Below are 22,926 nucleotides of genomic sequence, written 5' to 3'. Positions count from 1 at the left end.
TTTTAGTACATAGGGGGTATACTGTATGGAATTATTAGGAGACTCAGTACTGTATATCATCATGGCTTGTTGTGTAGCTGGAGGATTAGCAAAGATTTTCAAAGAAGAATCAGAGCTAGCTAAATCTTTTGATGAAGGCTTACATACTATGGCAACGATGTTTATACCAATAGTAGGTCTTATGGTATCTGTTCCGTATCTAAAAGTCGGGGTAGAGAAAATATTTGGGAAGTTGTTTAGTATGTTTGGCGCAGACCCAGTGGTAGCAGCAGCTATGATTATGCCACCAGATTGCGGTTCATATGCTTTAGCTATAGAGATTGGGAAAACGAGTGAAATATTAGTGATAGTATTAGCAGTTGGATTTATGTGTGCATCTACAGTGGCATTTAATATTCCAATAGGACTTTCAATTTTAGATAAAAAAGATTACAAGTACTTAGCTTTAGGAGCTATGTCTGGATTTTTATCAGTACCTTTTGGAGTATTCACGTCATATATGGTTGCATTACTTACAAATCCTACGATACGTACGACACTTTCTACAGTAGGAAGTTCTAACTATACATTAAATTTAAGTATGCTAATGATTTTCCAAAATCTAATTCCTATTGTTGTGGTGTGTGTGTTGCTTGCATTAGGGTTAAAGTTGTTCCCTAATGGAATGATAAAAGGATTCATGTATTTTGGAAAAGGTCTTACAAGCATATTAATAATAGTCGTAGTATCATCTATTGTTGAACACTATACAGGTATTTTCACTAAAGTATTTGGGAGTTGGGGATTTGACCCAATGTTTGCAGATGAGAAAGAAATGTTTAGGTCTATTGAGCTTCTAGGGAGTATTGCAATGATGCTTTGTGGAGCATTTCCAATGGTTTACCTTATACGTAAGTATTTTAAAAAGCCACTGGAAAAACTTGGTTCAATAGCTGGACTAGATAGCGCAGGTAGTGCTGGATTAGTTGCATGTATGGCAAATGGTATCGCAATTTTTGGACTAGTTAAAGATATGAAACCGACAAGTAAAGTAATATCTATGTCATTTTTAGTTTGTGCAGGATATTCTTTAGGAGATTTTATAGCTTTCAATGTCAATTTTCAACCAAACTTGGTTATTGCAATACTTGTTGGTCAAATCGTAGGTGGAATAATAGGTATAATATTTGCAAAATTAATTGCAGTTCCATACGTTCTTAAGATGGAAAAAGAAGATGGTGTATCTGAAGCTTAAAATAAATTTGATAAAAAAATAACAAAAATAATAAAAATTGGGGAGAGTAGTTATGATTAAATATAAAACAATAAATTCTTTAAAATCACCTAGATTTGCAGGAATTAAAACATTCATGAGATTACAAAATGTAGTTACAACAGACGATGTAGATTTTGCTGTTCTTGGTATACCATTTGATTCATGTGCTACATTTAGAGTTGGTGCTAGATTTGGTCCATCATCAATAAGAGAAATGTCAGTTCTAGGTTGTAAACCATATAATCCAGTTCTTGATGTTGGTATATTTGACTATTGTTCTGGGGTAGACTATGGTGATTTAGGCTCTGTGCCAGGATATGTAGAAGATACATTTGATGTAATTACAGAGGGTATGTTACCTATCTTTGAAAATGGTGTAATTCCAATAGCTATGGGAGGAGACCATAGTGTAACATTACCAGAATTAAGAGCTTGTCATAAGGTTCATGGACCAGTTGCTTTAATACACTTTGACTCTCATTATGACACAATAGCAGAATATTTTGGAAAGCCTTATAGTCATGGAACACCTTTCTACCATGCTGCTAAAGAAAACCTTGTTGATACATCTAAATCAATTCAAGTTGGAATAAGAGAAGGTTATTATGGTGAAGAAGATAAGTACCATTCAACTGATTTAGGATATGAAGTTTTAAAAGCTGTTGAATGTCATAAGATGACTACAGAAGAAATAATAGAAAGAATTAAACAACGTGTTGGTGATTCAAAAGCATTCCTTACATTTGATATAGATTTTGTTGACCCAGCATATGCACCAGGGACAGGAACTCCTGTTATAGGTGGATTCTCATCTGCCCAAACATTAGAAATAATAAGAGGATTAAAGGATTTAAATATAGTAGGCTATGACCTTGTTGAAGTTGCGCCACAATATGATGCTGGAAATGTTACTTCACTTACAGCTGCGGGTATAATGTATGAATTTATATCTCATATAGCTTATAAGAAAAAGCATAACATAAAGTATTAATATACAAGATTCTTGACTTTACTAAAATCCAATATTTACTAAAATAATGTCATAACGAAATATTGAAAGCTTAATAAAAGCTCCATAGGTTGTTCTGTGGGGCTTTTGCTTAACAATTGTTTAATTTTAAATAAGTTTTTATAAAAGAGGAGATTAGATTGAATAATTTTGAAATAAAAACCAAAGTAAAATTTGGAGTAGGTTCTTTAGAATACTTACAAGAGATAAAAGGTAAAAAAGTATTGGTTATAACAGACCCTTTTATGGTTAAATCAAAAACTATAGATAAAATCTTGGTGAATTTAAAACACAGTACATATGAAGTATTTAGTGATATAGTACCAGACCCACCTATAGATACAGTAGTACAAGGCATCGAAGTATTAAAAAATATAAAGCCAGATACAGTAATAGCTTTAGGTGGAGGTTCTGCAATAGATGCAGCTAAAGCTATAAAGGACTTTTCAAAGCAAATTTTAAGAACTAATGAAATCGAATTTATTGCTATACCAACAACAAGTGGAACTGGCTCAGAAGTAACATCATTTTCTGTAATAACAGATAAGCAAAAAGGTGCAAAGTATCCTCTAGTGTCAGATGAATTAATTCCAGATATAGCGATACTAGACCCAGAGTTGGTTAAAACAGTACCAGATTTTATAACAGCAGATACTGGAATGGATGTTTTGACACATGCATTAGAAGCATATGTATCAGTAAATGCTAATGATTTTTCTGATGCACTTGCTGAAAAGGCAATAAAACTAGTATTTGAATATTTATTGAAAGCATATAAGGATGGAAATGATTTAGAGGCTAGAGAAAAAATGCATAATGCATCTTGTCTAGCAGGAATGGCATTTAATCAAGCATCATTAGGAATAAATCACTCCATAGCGCATGTTCTAGGTGGAAAATTTCATATACCACATGGAAGAGCAAATGCAATATTATTGCCACATGTAATAGAATACAATGCTAATATCACAGGATATTCGAATACAGACTACTCATTATCAGCAAAAAAATATGCACAAATATCAAAGTTAATAGGTCTTAGTACTTCAAATACAAGAAGTGGTGTGAAGAGTTTAGTTAATGAAATAAAAAAGCTACAAAAAGAATTAAACATGCCAATTAAATTGAGAGAATGCAATGTAAGTTTGGAAGAATTAAGTAATTTACAGAGTGAAATAGCAGTTTTGGCTATTCAAGATGGATGCACTAATGCAAATCCTAAAGTTCCCATAGAAGAAGACATAATAGAAATACTAAATAAAATCAAGTAAAAATGTAATAAAAATTAGGGGGCAAAATTGAGCGAAGAAACTAAACAAAGAATTATACAAGAATATGTTCCAGGAAAGCAAGTAACACTTGCTCATATAATAGCTAATCCAAATGAGGATATATACAAAAAGTTAGGATTAATACTAGATAGAAAAGATGCAATCGGTATTCTTACAATAACGCCGAGTGAAGCTTCAATAATAGCAGCAGATGTGGCAACAAAATCATCAGATATATCGCTTGGATTTATAGATAGATTTAGTGGGTCTTTAGTAATATCTGGAGATGTAAGTTCTGTAGAATCTGCATTAAATGAAGTATTAGAAGTGTTAGGTGAGATGTTGAATTTTTCATCAACTAAGATAACGAGGACATAAAATGAAAAATATAATTTTTATGGGAAAAACAAGTAGTGGAAAGACTACTCTTTGCCAAAAACTAGATGAACTAGAGATTCGATATAAGAAAACACAGTCAATAGAAATTTATAAAAATGCAATAGATACCCCAGGTGAATATATGGAAAATAGAGCATTGTATAACGCTTTAATAACTACAGCTGTAGATGCTAAAGTAGTGGCTATAGTTTATGATGCAACTCAAGAAGAAAATTATATGGCACCAGGCTTTGCAAGTATATTTTGTAAAGAAACTATAGGCATTATGACTAAGATAAATAAATTAGATAAAAATCAAATAGATTTAGGAATAGAAAGATTAACTTTAGCAGGAGTCAATAAAATATTTAAAGTAGACACAATAGATGATGTAGGTATAGATGAGTTATTTGAATATTTAAATGAGATAAGGTCATTGGAAGAAAAATATTGATAGTCTATAGAACAATCTAACTTCTTTGTTTAAGAAATGCTTTTAAATTATGAGGTGAGAAAATGAGAGAAGAGTTATTAAGTGTTGGGATAGATATTGGGACAAGTACTACTCAACTAATATTTTCTAAATTGATAGTTGAAAACACTGCATCTAGTTTTTCAGTACCTAGGATAAGTATAATAGACAAAGAAATTGTATATAAAAGTGAAATATACTTTACACCTCTTATCTCCAACAATGAGATAAATGGAAATGAAATAAAAAACATAGTTGATAGTGAATATAAAAAAGCAAATATATCTAAAGAAGACATACATACAGGTGCAGTTATTATAACTGGTGAAACAGCTAGAAAAGAAAATGCAAATTATGTACTTCATAATTTAAGTGGATTTGCAGGAGACTTTGTGGTGGCAACAGCAGGACCAGATTTAGAAAGTATCATATCTGGTAAAGGAGCAGGGGCTCATATTTATTCTAAAAATCATTCAACTAGTGTTGTAAATCTAGATATAGGTGGCGGAACTAGTAATTTAGCTTTATTTAAAAGAGGTGAAGTCTTAGATACTGGTTGTCTAGATATAGGTGGGAGACTTATAAAAATAGACAAGCATAGCAAAAAAATAACTTATATATCACCTAAGATAGAAAAAATCATAAAAGATTATAATTTAGGTCTTCAAATAGGAACTATAGCAACTATAGAAAACACAAAGCCAATAATAGATATAATGGTTGATTTAATACTACAAAGTATAGGAATAAAAAAGAAAACAAGTCTATTTGAGTTTATAGTAACCAATAAATCTATAAATTTAAGTGAAAAGATAGAGAACATATCTTTTTCTGGTGGGGTCGCTGATTACATCTACTATGATAAAAACATAGATGAATATTTTAAATATGGAGACTTAGGTATTTTATTAGGGCAAGCAATAAAAAATTGTGAGGAACTAAAAAAAATAAATGTAATAACTCCATTAGAGACTATTAGAGCTACAGTAGTAGGTGCTGGTTCTCATACGACTGAAGTAAGTGGAAGTACTATAACTTATACAAGTGAGGATTTTCCACTTAAAAATCTACCTGTTTTAAAACTATCAAGAGAAGAAGAAACTAGCGATGAAAAGGCATTAAGTGAAAGTATAAAAAATAAGTTAAATTGGTTTAAGTTAGAAAATGACTTACAAAAAATTGTTATAGCTATAGAAGGAAGCAAGAATCCAAGCTTTTTAGAAATACAAGAGTATGCACGTGGATTAGTAAGTGGTATGAAAGAAATTATAGAAAATGACTTGCCATTTGTAGTAATTATAGAAAATGACATGGCAAAAGTACTAGGACAATCTATTTGTGCAGTTTTAGATTACAAAAAAGATATTATTTGTATAGATAGTATTAAGGTTGAAAATGGAGACTACATAGATATTGGAAAGCCAATAGCTGAAGGTAAAGTGTTACCTGTAGTAATAAAGACATTAGTTTTTAATTAAAAAAGGGGGTAAGGAGATGATTTTAAAGACAAAATTATTTGGGCGCACTTATCAGTTCAAAGGACTATATGATGTAATGGCAAAAGCAAATGAAGAAAAGTCTGGAGATAAGCTAGCTGGTCTTGCAGCTCAAAGTGCCGAAGAGAGAGTTGCAGCGAAAGTAGTTTTATCTCATATAAAATTAGAGGATATAAGAAACAATCCCGCAGTTCCTTATGATGAAGATGAGGTCACAAGAATAATTCAAGATGGTGTAAATGAAAAAGTTTATAGTGAAATAAAGGACTGGACTGTTTCAGAACTTAGAGAGTGGCTATTAGATAGTGAAACAAGTAGTTTAGATATAAAAAGAATATCAAGAGGATTAACTTCAGAAATGACAGCAGCAGTTGCAAAGCTAATGTCAAATATGGACTTAGTTTATGCAGCCAAAAAAATTAAAGTTACAGCTCATTGTAATACAACAATAGGCGAAGAAGGTACTCTATCAGCTAGACTTCAACCAAACCATCCAACAGATGACCCAGATGGGATACTTGCATCACTTCTAGAAGGATTAACTTTTGGAATAGGTGATGCCGTACTTGGATTAAACCCAGTTGATGATTCAGTTGAAAGTGTAACTAAAGTACTAAAGAGATTTGAGGAAGTAAAACAAAAATATAAAATACCTACTCAAACTTGTGTGTTAGCTCATGTTACGACACAAATGGAAGCTATAAGAAATGGAGCTCCAACAGATTTAATATTCCAATCGATAGCTGGTTCTGAGAAAGGAAACGAAGCTTTTGGATTCAATTCAGCAACTATTGAAGAAGCAAGAAATTTAGCTTTAAAGCATGGGACAGCTACTGGTCCAAATGTAATGTATTTTGAAACAGGGCAAGGTTCAGAGCTTTCTTCAGAAGCACATCATGGAATAGACCAAGTTACTATGGAAGCTAGATGTTATGGATTTGCTAAAAAGTTTGAGCCATTTTTAGTAAACACAGTAGTTGGATTTATAGGACCAGAATATCTATATGATGCAAAGGAAGTAATGAGGGCAGGACTAGAAGACCACTTTATGGGTAAATTACATGGATTGCCAATGGGTGTTGATGTTTGCTATACAAACCATATGAAAGCAGACCAAAACGATATGGAAAATTTAGCCATATTATTAACTACAGCTGGATGTACATATTTTATGGGAATACCTCATGGAGATGATGTAATGCTTAACTACCAAACTACAGGATACCACGAGACAGCATCACTTAGAGAAATGTTTGGACTTACAGGAATAAAAGAGTTTGATGCTTGGATGGAACAAATGGGCTTCTCTAAAGATGGTAAATTAACAGAAAAAGCTGGAGATGCATCAATATTATTAGGGTAGGAGGTCTTAAGTATGAATGAAAAAGATTTAAAAGCATTAGTAGAGCAGTTAGTAAATCAAATGGCTGGTCAAATCGATTCTAGTGTTATAAATGAAGTTGTTGAAAATACAGTAGACAAAGTAAATAAAAGTACAGTAGATGATGATGCTTGCATAGAAGATATAACGGAAATAGATTTAAAAAAGCAATTATTAGTAAAAAATCCTAAGGATGCAGAAGCCTATTTAGATATGAAATCTAAAACTCCTGCAAGAATAGGCATAGGTAGATGTGGAGCTAGATATAAAACAGAAACAGTTTTAAGATTTAGAGCAGACCATGCTGCTGCACAAGATGCCGTTTTCTCTTACGTAGATGAAGATTTTGTGGAAAATAGCAACTTAATAAAAATAGAAACTTTATGTAAGGATAAAGATGAATTTTTAACTAGACCAGACCTTGGAAGAAAATTTTCAAGTGAAACTATAGATTTTATAAAAACGCAAATAGGTACAAATCAAAAGGTATTAATAATGGCAGGTGATGGACTAAGTTCAGCTGCTATAGAAGCCAACTCAAATGATTGTATTATGGCTATAAAGCAAGGTTTAAAGATGTATGGAATTGAAGTGGGAGATATTGTATTTGTTAAACATTGTAGAGTTGGGGCTATGGACCATTTAGGTGAAGAGTTAGGTTGTGAAGTGGTATGTGTGTTAATTGGAGAAAGACCAGGTCTTGTTACAGCAGAATCTATGTCAGCGTATCTTACATACAAGCCTAAAGTTGGTATAGCAGAAGCTAAGAGAACAGTGGTATCAAACATCCATAAAGGTGGAACTACTGCTGTTGAAGCAGGTGCACATATAGCTGAACTTATAAAAACAATTTTAGATAAGAAAGCTTCTGGAATTGATTTAAAATAATAACTTAAAGGAGTACAAGTTATGAAAAATGATATAATTCGTCCTAAAATATTGGGAATTAAAATGATTTCAAACGTAAGTCCAGAAATTGCACAAAAGCTAGAATTAAATTCAGACCATAAAAGTTTAGGGTTTATAACTGCTGATTGTGATGATGTGACATATACTGCCCTTGATGAAGCAACAAAAGCTTCAGAAGTTGATGTTGTATATGCAAAGTCAATGTATGCAGGAGCTACAAATGCTTCAACAAAACTTGCTGGGGAAGTATTAGGTATAATAGCAGGACCAAGCCCAGCTGAAGTAAGAAGTGGATTAAATGCAGTAGTTGATTTTCTAGAATATGGATCAACTTTTATAAGTGCAAATGATGATGATTCAATAGTATATTATGCTCACTGTGTATCTAGAACAGGAACATATCTTTCTAAAGTGGCAGGAATCAATGAAGGAGAAGCCATAGCTTATTTAGTAGCACCACCTTTAGAAGCTATGTATGCACTAGATGCAGCATTAAAAGCAGCAGATGTAAGTCTATGTGAATTATTTGCACCTCCAACTGAAACAAACTTTGGTGGAGCATTGCTTACAGGGTCTCAATCAGCTTGTAAAGCAGCTTGTGATGCTTTTGCTGAAGCTGTTAAATCTGTAGCTGATGACCCAACAAGGTTTTAAAGATAAATGAATGCTGTAGGTTTAATAGAAGTAATAGGATATGTTGCTGCAATAGAGGCATGTGATGCATGTGTAAAGTCTGCTAGTGTAAATATACTTAGCATTGACAAAGTAGGAGCGGGAATAGTTACATTAACAATAGTTGGAGATGTAGGAGCAGTTAAATCAGCTATAGAAGCTGGAGAAGTGGCCGCAAATAAAGTTGGAGTATTAAGAGCAACTCATGTAATACCAAGGATACATAAAGAAGTAGCTGATAATTTATTGAAAAAAGAAGAAAGAGCTACTCAAAAATATAATAAAGTTAGCGAAATACCAATCAAAGAAAATATGAAGATAGAAGAAAATAAAGATACAAATACAGAAACTTTAGAAAAAGATGTGAAAATTGAAGAAAATACAAATATAGAAACTTTAAGAGAAGATATAAAAGTTGAAGAAAATGCAAATACAAATATAGAAACATTAGAAGAAGATATAAAAGTTGAAGAAAACGAAAATGGAAATATAGAAACTTTAGAAGAAGTAAAACCAGTAAGAGATGGGGTTACTAATAATAGAAACTTACTAAACATGAATGTAAAAGAACTAAAAAATTTAGCTAGAGAATACAATTCTTCTTTGACTAATAAAGAATTAAACTCTTTGAAAAAAGAAGACCTAGTAGATTTAGTTGATAAATTGATTAGAGAGGATAAATAGATATGGAAATTTTAGATAAAGATTTATTATCTATACAAGAAGTTAGAAATCTTGTAAAAAAGGCTAAAGAAGCTCAAGTTAAACTTTCTAGAATGAGCCAAGAACAAATAGATAAAATAGTTAAGTCAATAGCAGATGCAGCATATGAAAATGCCGCTAAATTAGCTAAAATGGCCAACGAAGAAACTGGATTTGGAAAATATGAAGATAAAATAGTTAAAAATACATTTGCATCTAAAATGTTATATGAAGCCATAAAAGATATGAAGACTATTGGGATAATAGGTGAAAATAAAGAAGAAAAAACAGTTGATATAGCTACACCAGTAGGAGTAGTAGCAGGGCTTATACCATCAACAAATCCAACATCAACAGTAATCTACAAAGCTATGATTTCTATAAAATCAGGAAATTCAATAATTTTCTCACCACATCCAAATGCAAAAAAATGTATACTTGAGACTATAAAAATAATAAGTGAGGCAGCTATAAAAGCAGGGTGTCCAGAGGATATTATATTAGGTATAACTAATCCTAGCCTTAAAGGTACTAATGAATTAATGAAGCATAAAGATACTAAACTTATTTTAGCAACTGGTGGAGAAGCTATGGTTAGAGCTGCTTATTCATCAGGAACACCTGCCATAGGTGTAGGACCAGGAAATGGACCAGCATTTATAGATAAGAGTGCAGATATTAAGTTAGCAGTTAAAAGAATATTAGATTCTAAAACTTTTGATAACGGTGTAATATGTGCATCTGAACAATCTATAATAGTAGAAAAATCTATGGAAGAGATAGTTGTTAATGAACTGAAAAATCAAGGAGCTTATTTCTTAAATGAAGAGGAAAGTGAAAAGCTGTCTAAATTTATATTAAGAGCAAATGGAACAATGAATCCTCAAATAGTTGGAAAGAGTGTAGAAACACTTGCTAAATTAGCTAATTTAAGTAATGTGCCAAGTTATGCTAAAGTGCTTATAGCAAGAGAATCTAGAGTAGGAAATGATGTAGCTTACTCTAGAGAAAAACTGACTCCAATACTTGCATTTTATGTAGAGGAAAATATTGAATCTATTATGCAAAAATCTAGAGAGATACTTTTAAACGAAGGTGCTGGTCACACATTCTCAATGCATGCTAATGATGAGGAACTTGTAAAGAAATTTGCACTTAATATGCCAGTATCAAGAATAATAGTAAATGCACCATCTGCACTTGGAGGAATAGGAGGAGCAACAAACTTATCACCTGCCTTAACACTAGGGTGTGGAGCTATAGGTGGAAGTTCAACTTCAAATAATGTAGGACCATTAGATTTATTAAATATAAAGAAAATAGCTTATGGAGTTAAAGAAATAGAAGAACTTAGAGGCACAAATTCTAAAGTAGAAAAATCAATATTTGACTCTATGGATAGAGAAGAGCTAATAAATGTATTAGTAAAAAAGATAGCTTTAGAGCTATGTTAGATTTTAAAAAACTAAAATAATTTTAAAAAATATTAATATAAAATTTTGGAGGTAAGAATTATGGCAAACGCAAACGCATTAGGGATGATAGAAACTAAAGGATTAGTAGGAGCAATAGAAGCAGCAGACGCAATGGTTAAGGCTGCCAATGTTCAATTAGTTGGAAAAGAGCAAGTAGGTGGAGGTTTAGTTACAGTAATGGTGAGAGGTGATGTTGGAGCTGTTAAAGCTGCTACAGATGCAGGTGCTTCTGCTGCTGAGAGAGTTGGAGATTTAATATCTGTTCATGTTATACCAAGACCACACTTTGAAGTAGATGCTATATTACCAAAAGTAAATGTTGACTAATAGGTTATATAGTAAATAAAATTTAAATTTGATAAAAAGGGGATGTCAATATATTTTGAGGAGTCCCCTTTTATACATCTAATAGGAGATGTGATAAAATGAGTGTTTTAACAGAAAATCAAATAAGAAAAGAAATGCGCGAAAACAAAGGGAATATAACTGAATATTACATTGAAAAAGGTCAGATTATAACTCCTTTAGCAAAGTCTTATTTAGCTGAAAAAAAAATTGAAATAAAATATATTGATAATATTTCAAATACAAACAATGAAAATAAGGAAGTCATAAAAGAAACTGTAAAAGAAGAATCTTATAAATACAAAACTGTATTTGGAGCTAAGTTAAATGAAAAGCCAGAACATATGACTCATTTAAATGGAAATATATTAGTATTTAAAGACCATAAGAGGATAATTTTAAGAGGCAAAATAGACTCATTAGAATCAAAAATACTAGAGGTTCAAGTTTTATGTAACAAAAAAGGTCTGGGAAAATTAGTAAATGAGTTACAAGAAATATTAGAGTTTGTAAGGAAGATAATGAGATGTGAAGTGTTAGAAGAAAAATTAGATAGCTTTAAGCTTTTAGGTCTATCTGAAAAAGAGTTGAGAGAACAATCTCATAATCCTAAAAAATATTTTGGTATAGGTCATGAATTTCCAACTTATAAAATGGGTGAAGAAGTAGTACTTATAAATAGTATAAGAACTAGTACTAGGGAAGCTGAACTCTGTGCATATGAAGCGTTTAAAGGTGAATATGGAGAAGTTGAGAGAGAAGATTTAATAAAAGCTCTTAATAGATTGTCATCAGTGTTCTGGATTATAATTTATAAAATAAGAACTGGACAATACCAGTAGTTGGGGGATATTTATGGAAAACCTATTAAATGAAATAGTACAAGAAGTAGTAAGTAGAGTTAAAAAAGAAGTATTTATAGAAGTTGAAGCATCAGGAAGACATGTACATTTAAGTGAAGAAGATGTAGAAAAACTATTTGGCAAAGGATATACATTAACAAAATTAAAAGATTTATCTCAACCAGGTCAATATGCTTGTAAAGAAAGAGTTACAATAATTGGACCAAAAAGTACATTAAAAAATGTTGTAGTTCTTGGACCTTGTAGAAAGGAAACACAAGTAGAAATATCTTTAACAGATGGTTCTATATTAGGATTGAAGCCACCAATAAAGCAAAGTGGAGATTTAGAAAATACCTTAGGTATTAAAATAGCTACAGAAAAAAGGGAAATTGAACTTCAAAAAGGTCTTATGGTAGCAAAAAGACATATACATATGTCGATAGAAGATGCCAAAAAATTTAATGTGGTAGACAATGAGATAGTTGAAGTTAAAGTATTTGGAAAAAGACCTTTAATATTTGATGATGTAGTTGTTAGAGTTAGTGATAAGTTTAAAACTTATATGCACATAGATTACGATGAGGCAAATGCATGCGCATTTTCAAAAGGAAGTATTGCAAAGATAATAAAGAGATAGCTATACACCTAGAAAGGAAAGCTTATGGATTATAACAATCTTATAGAGATTATAGTAGAAGAACTTTACAAAAAAATAAATATTACGAATATTGGTTGTATAGAAAATGAAAATAGAAAAAAATTAGTTATATTATATGAAAATGATAAAAGTAAATTTGATTTATTAAGTGATAAGTTTAATATAGAAATATTTGATAATGATACAAAAGATTGTGATGTAGTAATAGTATCAAAACTTTGTATGAGAGGTATTTGCAATTTAGCATTAGGAAATAGTTTTTCAAATGAAGAAAGATTTCTATTAAAAATGCTTATGAAAGGTAAGAAAGTATATGTGTTAGATGGAGGAATAGAATACAAACTCTATAAAGACACTGCACCTAAAACACTATACAATAAATACAGAGCGTATGAAGATGGTATTTGTAAATATGGAGTAAAGATTATAAAGGATTTAAATGAGATAACATTAAGTGAAGTAGCGTTTAATGAAATAGCATTTAGTGAGGAAAAGTTTAAAAAAGAAATATTGAATGAAGAAAAAGTAAAAATAGATGATAAGTTTAGCATAGACTTGACGCATAAAAGGCTTATATCGGAGTCTGATTTGAGAAAGCCTATGATAAATGGAACTAAGGATATTATCGTAAGTCAAAATAGTATAATAACTCCATTAGCTATGGATTTTATAAGAATACATAATATAACAGTAAAAAGAATATAGTGGAGGAGACTTATGGAGATAGGAAAAATAGTTGGTAATGTATGGGCAACAAGAAAAGATGAAAAGTTAAATGGACAAAAATTCTTAGTTGTGAAACTATTAAATGCTAAAGATACATATAAAGAAGGCTTTTTAGTAGCTGCAGATAATGCAGGGGCAGGGAATGGAGATTTAGTCCTTATAACGAGAGGCTCTGCTGCCAGAACTTCAATAGAAAGACAGAGTGTTCCAATAGATGCAACTATAGTTGGAATAGTCGATTCTCTTGAATTTGCGGATGAGTAACAGATGAGTAAAAGTATTGATGCTATAGAGTTTAATATAAGAGTTAAGGAGGTAATAAGAGATGGATATAAGTACGTTAGATAAAGATATATTGGAAGTATTAGTTAGACAAATAATAGAAGAAAATTTAAATGGTTCTAAAAATAATGTGGATTTTGATAGACACAAAGATATAAGTGGAATAACTTCTATAAGATTACCAAGAGTAAAGGTAGATGAAAGTAATAGATTAGATACTGGCAATCCAAATGATATAGTTTATACAAAAGATTTATTTACCTTAGAAGAAAGTCCAAGATTAGGTTGTGGAATTATGGAAATGAAAGAAACAACTTTCGATTGGACATTAAATTATGATGAAGTAGACTATATAATAGAAGGAACTTTAGACATATTAATAGATGGCAGAAAGATAACAGCATCTGAAGGGGAGCTAATACTTATACCAAAAGGAAGTAGTATAAAGTTTTCAGTACCTAATTATGCTAGGTTTATATATGTAACATACCCAGCAGATTGGGAATCACAAAAGTAAGTAAAAAGACTATGGAGAAAAGTAAGTAAAAAGGCTATGGTAAGCTAACAATCATAGCCTTTATGTAATAGACTATATTTTTTTTACTGGAACTTGAATTTCCATAAGCGTTTCATTTAAGTAACTAGTAAGAGTCACATCTATTTTAAATATCTGATAAATATCACCATTAAGGCATAGGTTGTGTTCACTCATATACTCTTTTATAAAATCAAAAGACGGATGGTATCTTTCAAGTTCATCACCATCATAATACATAGAAAGATATAATCCACCTGGAACAAGCTTTTTTAAAGAGGACTGTACATCGTTGTCTTCTACGAATATAAATGGAGATAGAGGAATATAATCTTGCGATTCGTCTAAAATCGAATCATTACCATAAGCACCCACTCTATCGCTTGCAACAATTGGAGCAATCTCATTTAAATGAGATTCTAATTCAGTTACAGCAAGAGCTAATTCATGAGGTCCACCAGTTGGTTCATCAAAGGTAATCATATATCTATCTGGAAGTGTAAGCTCTGTAATTGTATTTACTGGAGATAGAGAATTTAGTTGTTTTAAAAATTCAACTTTTTTATTTAATACCTTTTCAAGTTCTATTTTTTCTCTGATTTCTGAGTGAAGTGTTTCTTGGTATTTTTCAAAAATTTCAATAGATTTTTGGAAATTTCTGTCATTAAAATAACTTGTAATATCATTGATACACATTCCTAATTGTCTTAATTCTTTTACAGTTCCTAACTCTTCGTATTGAAGGATAGAGTAATATCTATATTTAGTATTAGGGTCTACATAGTTAGGTTTTATAAGATTTATTCTGTCGTAATATCTTAGTGTTTCACTTGTAAGATTTCTAAGTTTTGCTAATTGGGTAATTGACAAAAGTTTATTATGCACAATATTTACCTCCTATTTTAAGCTAAAAATTTTAAAAGGAAAGATAGGTTTTTAATAGACGTCATATAAGGTGTTTAAATAAACTTTTTAGGAAAATGTAAACTAATTTAATTTGATAATACTAAATTATATTAATTTTCTTAACATAATAATCATACCAAAAAACAGGCAAAAAGTGAAGTATAAAGAATTGATTTTCTATGACCATTTTTATGGGAAAGTAAATATTGATTAAATGATAAAGTGTCTGGTATTACTTAGATTAAAAGCAATTAATTTATTTTATTAAAAGGCATACAATTATTGGAAAGACTAAAAGATAATTATGAAAGAGCTAGAAATAACTATGAAAGACTAAAAGATAACTATAGAGAATTAAAGAATAATTATAAAAGGCTAAAGAGTGATTATGAAAGAGTTAAATATAAGATATAAAGGAGCTAAATATCAGTTTTGAGTAATAATTAAAACTATTTACTTAGCTCTTTTATAATACATCACTCATCATATGTATCTTAAAATAATATGTATTTCAATCCATGAATTAGATTAATTAAGAGAATCATTTAAAGCTTTTTCTTCATTTAGCCACTTTCTGCATTGTTCAATCTTTATTGTAGGGTCAAAACCTTGGTCTTTTCCCATATTTGAAAGCATATCACAAGGGAAAGTATCACATTCTCCACAATGGTTAAGTTCTTTGCTTTCACAGCAAGTCTTAACCTTACATTCACCACCCCAAAATGGGCCTTTCATTTGAGTACATCCTTTACAATTTACTTTCTCTTTTCTTGTACAACTATTACAGAGTACACCACATCTTGATTCAAACATATAAACACTCCTTTTCTAACACTTAAATATATTATAAAATTCTTTTAATTCTTCCTTTTCATCTGAAGATAATTGACTTTTTCTGATGCTTTGAATTGCAGCTTCTAATGAATATAGACGGTTAATACATGCAGAAGCATCAATAGATTTTATTTTTAACCATGCCTGTTTGCTACCTATTTCCTTTAACTGTTCATAGTTTGTGATTCCAACTTGGTTTAATTGACCCTCAACTACAGGACCTATATTTGGCAATTTAGAAAGTTCACCCATCATATCACTCCTTATCTCTTGAATATTCAACAAAATTACTAATCATAATTTATAACTACTGTTCAAAAAACTCCTTTGCATATTCTACAACACCAGATACTTCTTTCAACCCATTGTCTAGTAGTTCTATAGCCATAAAATTTTCATCTGGTACTTCAAATGGAGCTTTTATATTAAACTTACTTGCCACTTGATAGCCAAACTTAGGATAATATTTGTCATGACCTAAAACTACACAACCTTTATATCCTTTTGACTTTGCAATTTTATGTCCTTCTTCAATTAACTTTGAACCTATTTTTTTACCTTGAACATTAGGAGAAACTGCTATTGGTGCTAGTGCAAGTAGTACATCATTTTTAACCTTTATTTCTGTAAATAGAATATGGCCAACTATATTTCCATCGTCTTCAGCTACAAGTGAAAGTTCTGGAACAAAGCTAGTACTATTTCTTAATCGATTAACAAGGTTTTGTTCATCATGGTCAGAAGATTCTTCATTTGCAAATGCAGACTTAACAACTTCATATACTTTATTTTTGTCACTGGCTTTTTCTTGTCTAATTATCATTTTAATTTATCCTCCTGTGGATTAAGGCTAATTCTAGAAAATAAAATAGCAATGTACTATAGTCTTATCACTAGTTTTATCATCTTTTATTATAACTTTGCTCTTTTACAATTCGTATAAAATATAAATAATCTTTTCTTCTTCTCCTTCTTTTTATTTACAATTATTTACCAATTTAGTAATTTGTTTTCAGTCATATTATTAGATTGAATTTCATTTATACATATTATATTTTATATTAATAAACAAGGGAAGAGTAGATACTAAAAATAGGTGAATTTTTAGAAGTAAGTATCGATTTCCCATGTTTGTTCCATAATTTCTTTTTTTAAAGATTATAAATAATATATTTGAATTACTTATCATATATACTTTATTTATTATAATACAAAAGGGTGACGCCATCTTGTCATATATACTTTTATTATAATATTAAGATATAACATCATTTTTTCTAAAGTTTCTCTTAGCGATTTCAGAAAATATTATAGTAGTAGCAAATGCAACACATATTGTAACTATAGTATCGTTAACATTTAAAGCAGATTGCTTTATAATACCCATAGCACTTCCTAACATAGAGTATGGGAAAAATATTCCAATAGAAGGTTGTGCTACTAGTAAGCCCATTCCAAATAGAGAAAGGCAAAGACTGATACCAATAGGAGTAGCAAAACTTCTAATCTTTATAGATAGGTATAGTTGTATAGAAGCTATTGAAATGGAAATAATCCAACCCTTAACAATCCAGCCAGCAAGTTCATTAGGTACACTTTGGGAAAATCCAATCATATTTCCAGCAACTATGTAAAAAATAACAAAAACAATTTGAGTAATAGCTGTAAGTATTGAAATAACTATAAGCTTAGATAAAAAAATATTTTTTAAATTGATTGGAAGTGTCATTACATTATTCCAATTATGATTCATATGTTCAAGTCTACAAACATAGGCACAAAAGATTGCTATTAATATAGGAAAGAAAAACTCACCATAAAATAGACTAACTTGAGTCCACAAGCTATACCATTCTTTCTTAAGGACACCTTGATTTAGATAAAAGTTTCCAGAACCAATTAGCACACTTATAAGTGGCAAAGACAATAATATATACCATATAAAAGAATTTTTTAACTTTAGGATTTCTCCCAGAACTGATTTTCTTAACATTTAAATCCCTCCTATATTTCCTTATTTAATAAATGATTTTTTCCAATATAATAAATTAACATTCCAACAAAGAAGATTAAAACAGTCATTGAAAAATTCATATTTACTTTGTAAACTGATGAACCAAGGGCAGTGTCATAGGCATAATTTAGAGGCGTTAATTCTATGTAATAAGACCATATAAATAATCTACGAATACCTTGAAAAAATAATCCTGATGTTAAACCTATAAAGCTACCTAACATACCAAGCGTAACAGCAAGCATTTGATTTTGGAATACAGTTGCAACCCATTGGTGCAGTGCTATTATAGCTATACTAACAAGTATTGTGCCTAAGGTATATTTGATAATTAAGGACATGGAAAATGGTTCGATAAAGTCCTTAAAAGATGCAAAACCTAAAATAGCTAATATTTGTAAGAGTATAGATACTGATATTAAAATAGTTGAGCATAAAAATTTAGAAAAATAAATACTATTTAAGGGTGTAGCAGAAGCTTTTAAAAGTTTCCATGTATCTCCTTTATGCTCTATATCGCTTATTCGTGAAGTAATTATTGATATTAAAATAGGAAAAAATAATCCGTTTAAACTTGTAAAACTCATAATCATGTATGAATATTCAAATCCACTTAGCATGTCTGGATTTTTTGTAAGAGCTCTGTTTGAATTCATGATACACCACATTATCTCAACAGCTACAAATAAAAATGTCATCAAAATAATTTTCTTTCTTTTAATCTTATAGAATTCTAAACTAAGATATTTCATTATAAAGTCACCGCCTTGCCAGTAAGTTCAAGGAATATATCCTCTAAGCTCTTTTTATGTTCTTCTATTCTAAACACATCCATATTTGAATGTACAAGTATGTTATTTACTTTAGCTACATCCGTATCTTTTAAATTCTCAATAGTTAAATATCCATCTTGTATAAGTGACATATATCCCTGTGTATTTAAAAGTTTTTGAGCAGATATTGGATTTTGTGTTTTAATAGCAATATGACTTTGACCTTTATCATGAAGTTCTTTTATACTATCTTGAAAAACAAGTTCGCCATGATTTATTATTCCTATTGATGTGGCGATTTGGTCAATTTCACCTAGAAGATGACTGGAAATAAGAACTGTCATACCGTATTTTTCTGGAAGAGATTTTATTAGTTCTCTAATCTCTTCAATTCCAGCTGGGTCAAGTCCATTTGTAGGCTCATCAAGTATCAATAATTTAGGAAACTTCATTATTGCCATGGCAATACCAAGACGTTGTTTCATACCTAGTGAATATTGACTGACCTTCTTATTCTTTTGATTTTCTAGTCTTACTATTTTTAAGGCTTCATGTATATTTTTTTTAGGTAAATCTAAAAGTCTTTGCATAATAGTCATATTTTCAAGTCCTGTCAAATGTCCATAGTATGATGGAGATTCTATCAATGAGCCAATGTCATTTAAGATTGATATCCTGTTTTTATCGTTTAATTCTTTGCCTAAAATACTAATATTTCCTTGTGTAGGCTTTGCAAGTCCAAGTAGCATTTTAAGAGTAGTGGATTTACCAGCACCATTAGGACCTAAAAAGCCATATACAGCTCCTTTTGGGACTCTAAGGTCTAAGTCTTTTACTCTAAATATTTTATTGTATTCTTTTGAAAGTCTGTTTGTCTTAATTATCATTTCCATATGTTTTATCCTCTTTTCTATAATTTAGTATGAATTTTTATGACTTACATATAGCATTGTTTGTAGCTTATATTAATACAATAAAGCACTTACATTTCAGCTAGCTGAAGTTTACCTTACAATAACCTTAAATAGTCTATTGAGGTAAAGTTATAAAAATGGGTATATGATATACTTAGGAAGGGTGATGATTATGGAAACAATAAAGGATAAAAAAATACTTGTGGTTGATGACCATAAAGAATTATTAAAAATGATAGATGAAATCTTAAGAAAAGAGGGATTTAATAGAATTTTTCTAGCATCTAGTTATGAAGAAGCTGTGAGAGTATTTAAAAATATAAAACCAGACTGTGCAATTTTAGATGTAGTGTTGCCAGATGGAGATGGCTTTTCTATTATGAGAAAAATTAGAGAAACGTCTAAGATACCAGTTATTTTTCTTTCTGCAAGAGGAGAGGATGAAGATAGATTGATTGGTCTAGGTTTAGGGGCTGATGATTATATAGTAAAGCCATTTTTACCTAAAGAACTTACTTTAAGGTTAGTAGGTATATTAAATCGTGTATATATTCCTATGAAGGAAGATGAGTTGCCAGTATTTAAACTAGGAGATTATGTTGTTGTAAATTTAAATACTGCATGTGTGAAAAAAGATGGACAAGAAATATCTTTAACTGCTAAAGAACATTCCCTGCTTTTAAAGCTTTATGAAAATAAAGGGCGAATTGTTACTAGTGATGCACTATGTCAAGCTATATGGGGGGATGACATGTATGGGTATGAAAATACTCTTATGGTACATGTTAGGAGAGTTAGAGAAAAGATAGAAGAAGCTCCATCTTCTCCTAAGCATCTTCTTACAGTAAGAGGGCTTGGATATAAGTTAATTATTAATTGATTTATGCCATATGAAGATTTCAAGAGGAGGGATTTAATTTTGGATAGTGTAAAGTATATATTAAGACGATTTATAGGTTCAAGTATCTTGATTTCATTATTTCTAATTATCTTAAACATAGCAGGATTTTTGATATTTTCATATGTAACTTTTGTATACCCATACTCTGGCGAATCAGATACAAGCAATAGTGGAGAAACTAAAGCAAATTTAATGATGCTTGAAGAAAAGTTAACTTTAAAGGATGGTAAGTTTGTCTTGGATGAATCTAGTAAAGAGGTGTTACACAAAAATCAAGCTTGGGCAATGCTAATTGATGATAATGGGGACAGAATATGGGAGTATGATTTACCAAACGAAATACCAAAGCATTATACTTTAACGGATGTAGCTAAGTTTTCAAAATTTTTTTTAAAAGACTATCCTGTGTATGTATGGGAGCATCCTGATGGGCTTCTAGTTACAGGATATCCCAAAGACAAGTACACAAGGTTTAACCTTACTTATACTATTAATGAAATAGACCAATTTCCAAGGTTAATATTAATTATGCTTTTGCTTAATGCAATGATTACTTTTTTAATAGCTTTATTTATAGGATTAAAAATGATAAAATCTATAAAGCCAATTATTACAGGGATGAAGCTTATTTCAAAGGGCGAGCCAGTACTTCTTCAAGAAAAGGGGATACTTAGTGATATTTCAAAATCTATTAACTCTGTATCTAGAGAATTACAGGAAAAAAATGCAAAGCTTAGAAAAAGAGAAGAAGCTAGGTCTAATTGGATTGCAGGAATATCTCATGATATAAGAACACCACTTTCAATGATAATAGGATATGCTGGAGAGCTTGAGGAAAGTAAAAATCTTTCTCAAAGAGAACATGAGCAAGTATATATTATATGTAATCAAGGTATTAAGATTAGGGAATTAGTAAGCGACCTTAACTTAGTCTCTAAATTAGAATACAATATGCAAGCATTAGATTGCGGTAAAATTAGAGTTTCTGCTTTCTTAAGAGAGGTTGTTTCTGATTTTATAAATAATAATTTGGATAATAACTTTTATATTGAGCTTAATATATTGGATGAAGATATTATTATAGATGCAGATAAAAAGTTATTAAAAAGAGCAATTAGCAATTTGATACAAAATAGCATAACTCACAATCAACATGGGTGTAATATAAATGTAGTTTCAAGGTCTGATTTAGATTTTTGCTATATAACTATTGAAGATGATGGAAAAGGTATAAGTAAAGATAAAATTAGTTATTTATTGAAGCATCAATATAATTTGAGTGATGCATATGCTAAAGGTCAGAATCATGGTCTAGGGCTTTTAATAGTAGCAGGTATTATAAATGCACACAAAGGTAAATTAGATATCATAAGTGATAATTGTCAAGGTCTAAAAATAACTTTAAAATTACCACTATTAAAGTAATATTTTATAATGAAATAATGAATAAGCGTGAACAATGAAAATATTTTGAAAATAATTTTATTATTTATTGACAAAAATACTCTATCATAGTAGAATAAATATAAATTCTTTTCTTGTCAAGTTTTATTAAATAAAATAGTAACTTTTGCTTTATGCGCTTAGAGCTAAGTTACTCATGGTATCAAAATTTTCATAGGAATAATATATTTTGGAATTATTGTAAGATTGTTAAACTCTTTAAATAGTTCCCTTTTTTTAAATATTTTTCAATAATACTTAAAATGTTATTGACAAAAATATTCTACTAAAATAGAATTATAATATAGTAGTTTTTAATTTTGAGAAGACGATAATCAGATTTTAAGAGCAGATTTAATTAGAAAAACTTTTATGTAATTATTAGAAAAATATTTTATTATAACTTTGTATTTAGAGCGAAAAAGTATTTTAAATAGACATTTTTTGACCATATAAACTCTACTAAAGTAGAGTTTTGGTGTCTGATTTTTAGTTATATCAAGTGTAGATGTCTAGATATGTTGAATTAAATTAGAGCTATAAAGAACTGTTGAGGAAAAGGTTTGGATTATAAAAGATACAAACGAATATTCAATAAACTAGCAAAATTTAATTGTATAAAGTGTAATTATTAAGACTGAGATTACAATATTTAAAATCGTAAATTAAGATTGAGATTACAGTATTTAAAATCGCAAATGATAGATTATTTTTTTAAAAGTTAGAGAAG

27 protein-coding genes are annotated in these 22,926 nt (G+C 30.1%); 20 read left to right on the top strand and 7 right to left on the bottom strand.

The window, feature by feature from the left end; genetic code table 11:
- Positions 1 to 25 precede the first annotated feature (25 nt).
- The 17 genes from KGF46_RS12825 to KGF46_RS12745 all read left to right on the top strand — a co-directional run bounded on the left by KGF46_RS12825 (position 26) and on the right by KGF46_RS12745 (position 14,393).
- The gene (locus KGF46_RS12825; protein ID WP_227839197.1) at positions 26 to 1,234 is read left to right on the top strand and encodes an ethanolamine utilization protein EutH; all 1,209 of its coding nucleotides are present in this window, start codon (positions 26 to 28) and stop codon (positions 1,232 to 1,234) included.
- 52 nt (positions 1,235 to 1,286) lie between these two features.
- Positions 1,287 to 2,246 carry an agmatinase gene (speB, locus tag KGF46_RS12820; RefSeq protein WP_227828733.1) on the top strand — a complete coding sequence of 320 codons (960 nt, stop codon included), beginning with the start codon at positions 1,287 to 1,289 and terminating at the stop codon, positions 2,244 to 2,246.
- A 158-nt stretch (positions 2,247 to 2,404) separates the two neighbouring features.
- A complete protein-coding gene (locus tag KGF46_RS12815) occupies positions 2,405 to 3,535 on the top strand; it encodes a 1-propanol dehydrogenase PduQ (RefSeq protein ID WP_227828732.1) in 1,131 nt (376 codons plus the stop codon).
- A gap of 27 nt (positions 3,536 to 3,562) precedes the next feature.
- Positions 3,563 to 3,913, top strand: coding sequence for an ethanolamine utilization microcompartment protein EutS (gene eutS / locus KGF46_RS12810; RefSeq protein ID WP_227828731.1), 351 nt, complete (start codon positions 3,563 to 3,565; stop codon positions 3,911 to 3,913).
- Position 3,914: 1 nt separating this feature from the next.
- Complete coding sequence (locus KGF46_RS12805) at positions 3,915 to 4,367, top strand: EutP/PduV family microcompartment system protein (RefSeq protein ID WP_227828730.1); 453 nt, start codon at positions 3,915 to 3,917, stop codon at positions 4,365 to 4,367.
- 62 nt (positions 4,368 to 4,429) lie between these two features.
- Complete coding sequence (gene eutA, locus KGF46_RS12800) at positions 4,430 to 5,863, top strand: ethanolamine ammonia-lyase reactivating factor EutA (RefSeq protein ID WP_227839199.1); 1,434 nt, start codon at positions 4,430 to 4,432, stop codon at positions 5,861 to 5,863.
- A gap of 16 nt (positions 5,864 to 5,879) precedes the next feature.
- Positions 5,880 to 7,244: an ethanolamine ammonia-lyase subunit EutB gene (locus tag KGF46_RS12795; protein ID WP_227828728.1), complete on the top strand. Its 1,365-nt coding sequence runs from the start codon at positions 5,880 to 5,882 to the stop codon at positions 7,242 to 7,244.
- Between the two features lie 12 nt (positions 7,245 to 7,256).
- A complete protein-coding gene (eutC, locus tag KGF46_RS12790; protein WP_227828727.1) occupies positions 7,257 to 8,150 on the top strand; it encodes an ethanolamine ammonia-lyase subunit EutC in 894 nt (297 codons plus the stop codon).
- Positions 8,151 to 8,171: 21 nt separating this feature from the next.
- Positions 8,172 to 8,825, top strand: a complete 654-nt coding sequence (eutL, locus tag KGF46_RS12785) for an ethanolamine utilization microcompartment protein EutL (RefSeq protein WP_227828726.1) — start codon at positions 8,172 to 8,174, stop codon at positions 8,823 to 8,825.
- A gap of 6 nt (positions 8,826 to 8,831) precedes the next feature.
- Positions 8,832 to 9,527 carry a BMC domain-containing protein gene (locus KGF46_RS20230; RefSeq protein ID WP_285892266.1) on the top strand — a complete coding sequence of 232 codons (696 nt, stop codon included), beginning with the start codon at positions 8,832 to 8,834 and terminating at the stop codon, positions 9,525 to 9,527.
- A gap of 2 nt (positions 9,528 to 9,529) precedes the next feature.
- Positions 9,530 to 10,999 (top strand): acetaldehyde dehydrogenase (acetylating), encoded by a 1,470-nt coding sequence (locus KGF46_RS12775; RefSeq protein WP_227828725.1) that lies wholly within the window; start codon positions 9,530 to 9,532, stop codon positions 10,997 to 10,999.
- A 60-nt stretch (positions 11,000 to 11,059) separates the two neighbouring features.
- The gene (locus KGF46_RS12770; RefSeq protein WP_227828724.1) at positions 11,060 to 11,347 is read left to right on the top strand and encodes a BMC domain-containing protein; all 288 of its coding nucleotides are present in this window, start codon (positions 11,060 to 11,062) and stop codon (positions 11,345 to 11,347) included.
- 98 nt (positions 11,348 to 11,445) lie between these two features.
- Positions 11,446 to 12,207, top strand: coding sequence for a cobalamin adenosyltransferase (locus KGF46_RS12765; RefSeq protein WP_227862015.1), 762 nt, complete (start codon positions 11,446 to 11,448; stop codon positions 12,205 to 12,207).
- A 13-nt stretch (positions 12,208 to 12,220) separates the two neighbouring features.
- Positions 12,221 to 12,847: an ethanolamine utilization phosphate acetyltransferase EutD gene (gene eutD / locus KGF46_RS12760; protein ID WP_227828722.1), complete on the top strand. Its 627-nt coding sequence runs from the start codon at positions 12,221 to 12,223 to the stop codon at positions 12,845 to 12,847.
- Between the two features lie 24 nt (positions 12,848 to 12,871).
- On the top strand, positions 12,872 to 13,573 hold the full coding sequence (locus KGF46_RS12755; protein WP_227828721.1) for a TIGR02536 family ethanolamine utilization protein: 702 nt from the start codon (positions 12,872 to 12,874) through the stop codon (positions 13,571 to 13,573).
- 12 nt (positions 13,574 to 13,585) lie between these two features.
- Complete coding sequence (locus KGF46_RS12750) at positions 13,586 to 13,858, top strand: EutN/CcmL family microcompartment protein (RefSeq protein ID WP_227824686.1); 273 nt, start codon at positions 13,586 to 13,588, stop codon at positions 13,856 to 13,858.
- Positions 13,859 to 13,919: 61 nt separating this feature from the next.
- Positions 13,920 to 14,393 carry a cupin domain-containing protein gene (locus KGF46_RS12745; RefSeq protein ID WP_227828720.1) on the top strand — a complete coding sequence of 158 codons (474 nt, stop codon included), beginning with the start codon at positions 13,920 to 13,922 and terminating at the stop codon, positions 14,391 to 14,393.
- A 72-nt stretch (positions 14,394 to 14,465) separates the two neighbouring features.
- On the opposite strand, the gene KGF46_RS12740 is transcribed toward KGF46_RS12745, so the two are convergent.
- Positions 14,466 to 15,296, bottom strand: a complete 831-nt coding sequence (locus tag KGF46_RS12740; protein ID WP_227828719.1) for a MerR family transcriptional regulator — start codon at positions 15,294 to 15,296, stop codon at positions 14,466 to 14,468.
- A 303-nt stretch (positions 15,297 to 15,599) separates the two neighbouring features.
- On the opposite strand from KGF46_RS12740, the gene KGF46_RS20090 reads away from it, so the two are divergent.
- On the top strand, positions 15,600 to 15,731 hold the full coding sequence (locus KGF46_RS20090) for a hypothetical protein (protein ID WP_255287817.1): 132 nt from the start codon (positions 15,600 to 15,602) through the stop codon (positions 15,729 to 15,731).
- Positions 15,732 to 15,845: 114 nt separating this feature from the next.
- Here KGF46_RS20090 and KGF46_RS12735 read toward each other — a convergent pair whose 3' ends face one another.
- From KGF46_RS12735 to KGF46_RS12710, 6 genes are all read right to left on the bottom strand, one after another.
- A complete protein-coding gene (locus KGF46_RS12735) occupies positions 15,846 to 16,130 on the bottom strand; it encodes a DUF3795 domain-containing protein (protein WP_227828718.1) in 285 nt (94 codons plus the stop codon).
- 15 nt (positions 16,131 to 16,145) lie between these two features.
- Entirely contained in the window at positions 16,146 to 16,403 is a 258-nt protein-coding gene (locus KGF46_RS12730; protein WP_227862014.1) for a TfoX/Sxy family protein, read from the bottom strand.
- Positions 16,404 to 16,458: 55 nt separating this feature from the next.
- On the bottom strand, positions 16,459 to 16,974 hold the full coding sequence (locus tag KGF46_RS12725) for a GNAT family N-acetyltransferase (protein WP_255640457.1): 516 nt from the start codon (positions 16,972 to 16,974) through the stop codon (positions 16,459 to 16,461).
- A gap of 432 nt (positions 16,975 to 17,406) precedes the next feature.
- Positions 17,407 to 18,144 carry an ABC transporter permease gene (locus tag KGF46_RS12720; RefSeq protein ID WP_227828716.1) on the bottom strand — a complete coding sequence of 246 codons (738 nt, stop codon included), beginning with the start codon at positions 18,142 to 18,144 and terminating at the stop codon, positions 17,407 to 17,409.
- Between the two features lie 11 nt (positions 18,145 to 18,155).
- A complete protein-coding gene (locus KGF46_RS12715) occupies positions 18,156 to 18,917 on the bottom strand; it encodes an ABC transporter permease (RefSeq protein ID WP_227828715.1) in 762 nt (253 codons plus the stop codon).
- Positions 18,917 to 19,831 carry an ABC transporter ATP-binding protein gene (locus tag KGF46_RS12710; protein WP_227828714.1) on the bottom strand — a complete coding sequence of 305 codons (915 nt, stop codon included), beginning with the start codon at positions 19,829 to 19,831 and terminating at the stop codon, positions 18,917 to 18,919. The genes KGF46_RS12715 and KGF46_RS12710 overlap by 1 nt, the downstream gene beginning before the upstream one ends.
- A 193-nt stretch (positions 19,832 to 20,024) precedes the next feature.
- Here KGF46_RS12710 and KGF46_RS12705 point away from each other — a divergent pair, with 193 nt between their 5' ends.
- Entirely contained in the window at positions 20,025 to 20,732 is a 708-nt protein-coding gene (locus KGF46_RS12705; protein ID WP_227828713.1) for a response regulator transcription factor, read from the top strand.
- 39 nt (positions 20,733 to 20,771) lie between these two features.
- The gene (locus KGF46_RS12700; RefSeq protein WP_227842712.1) at positions 20,772 to 22,178 is read left to right on the top strand and encodes a sensor histidine kinase; all 1,407 of its coding nucleotides are present in this window, start codon (positions 20,772 to 20,774) and stop codon (positions 22,176 to 22,178) included.
- Positions 22,179 to 22,926: the final 748 nt, after the last annotated feature.

The sequence above is a fragment of the Clostridioides sp. ZZV14-6153 genome, assembly GCF_020657855.1.
In the GTDB taxonomy this organism is placed as follows: Bacteria; Bacillota; Clostridia; order Peptostreptococcales; family Peptostreptococcaceae; genus Clostridioides.
The sequence above is the reverse complement of the archived record's forward strand: the minus strand, read 5'-3'. Positions and strand labels throughout refer to the sequence as shown.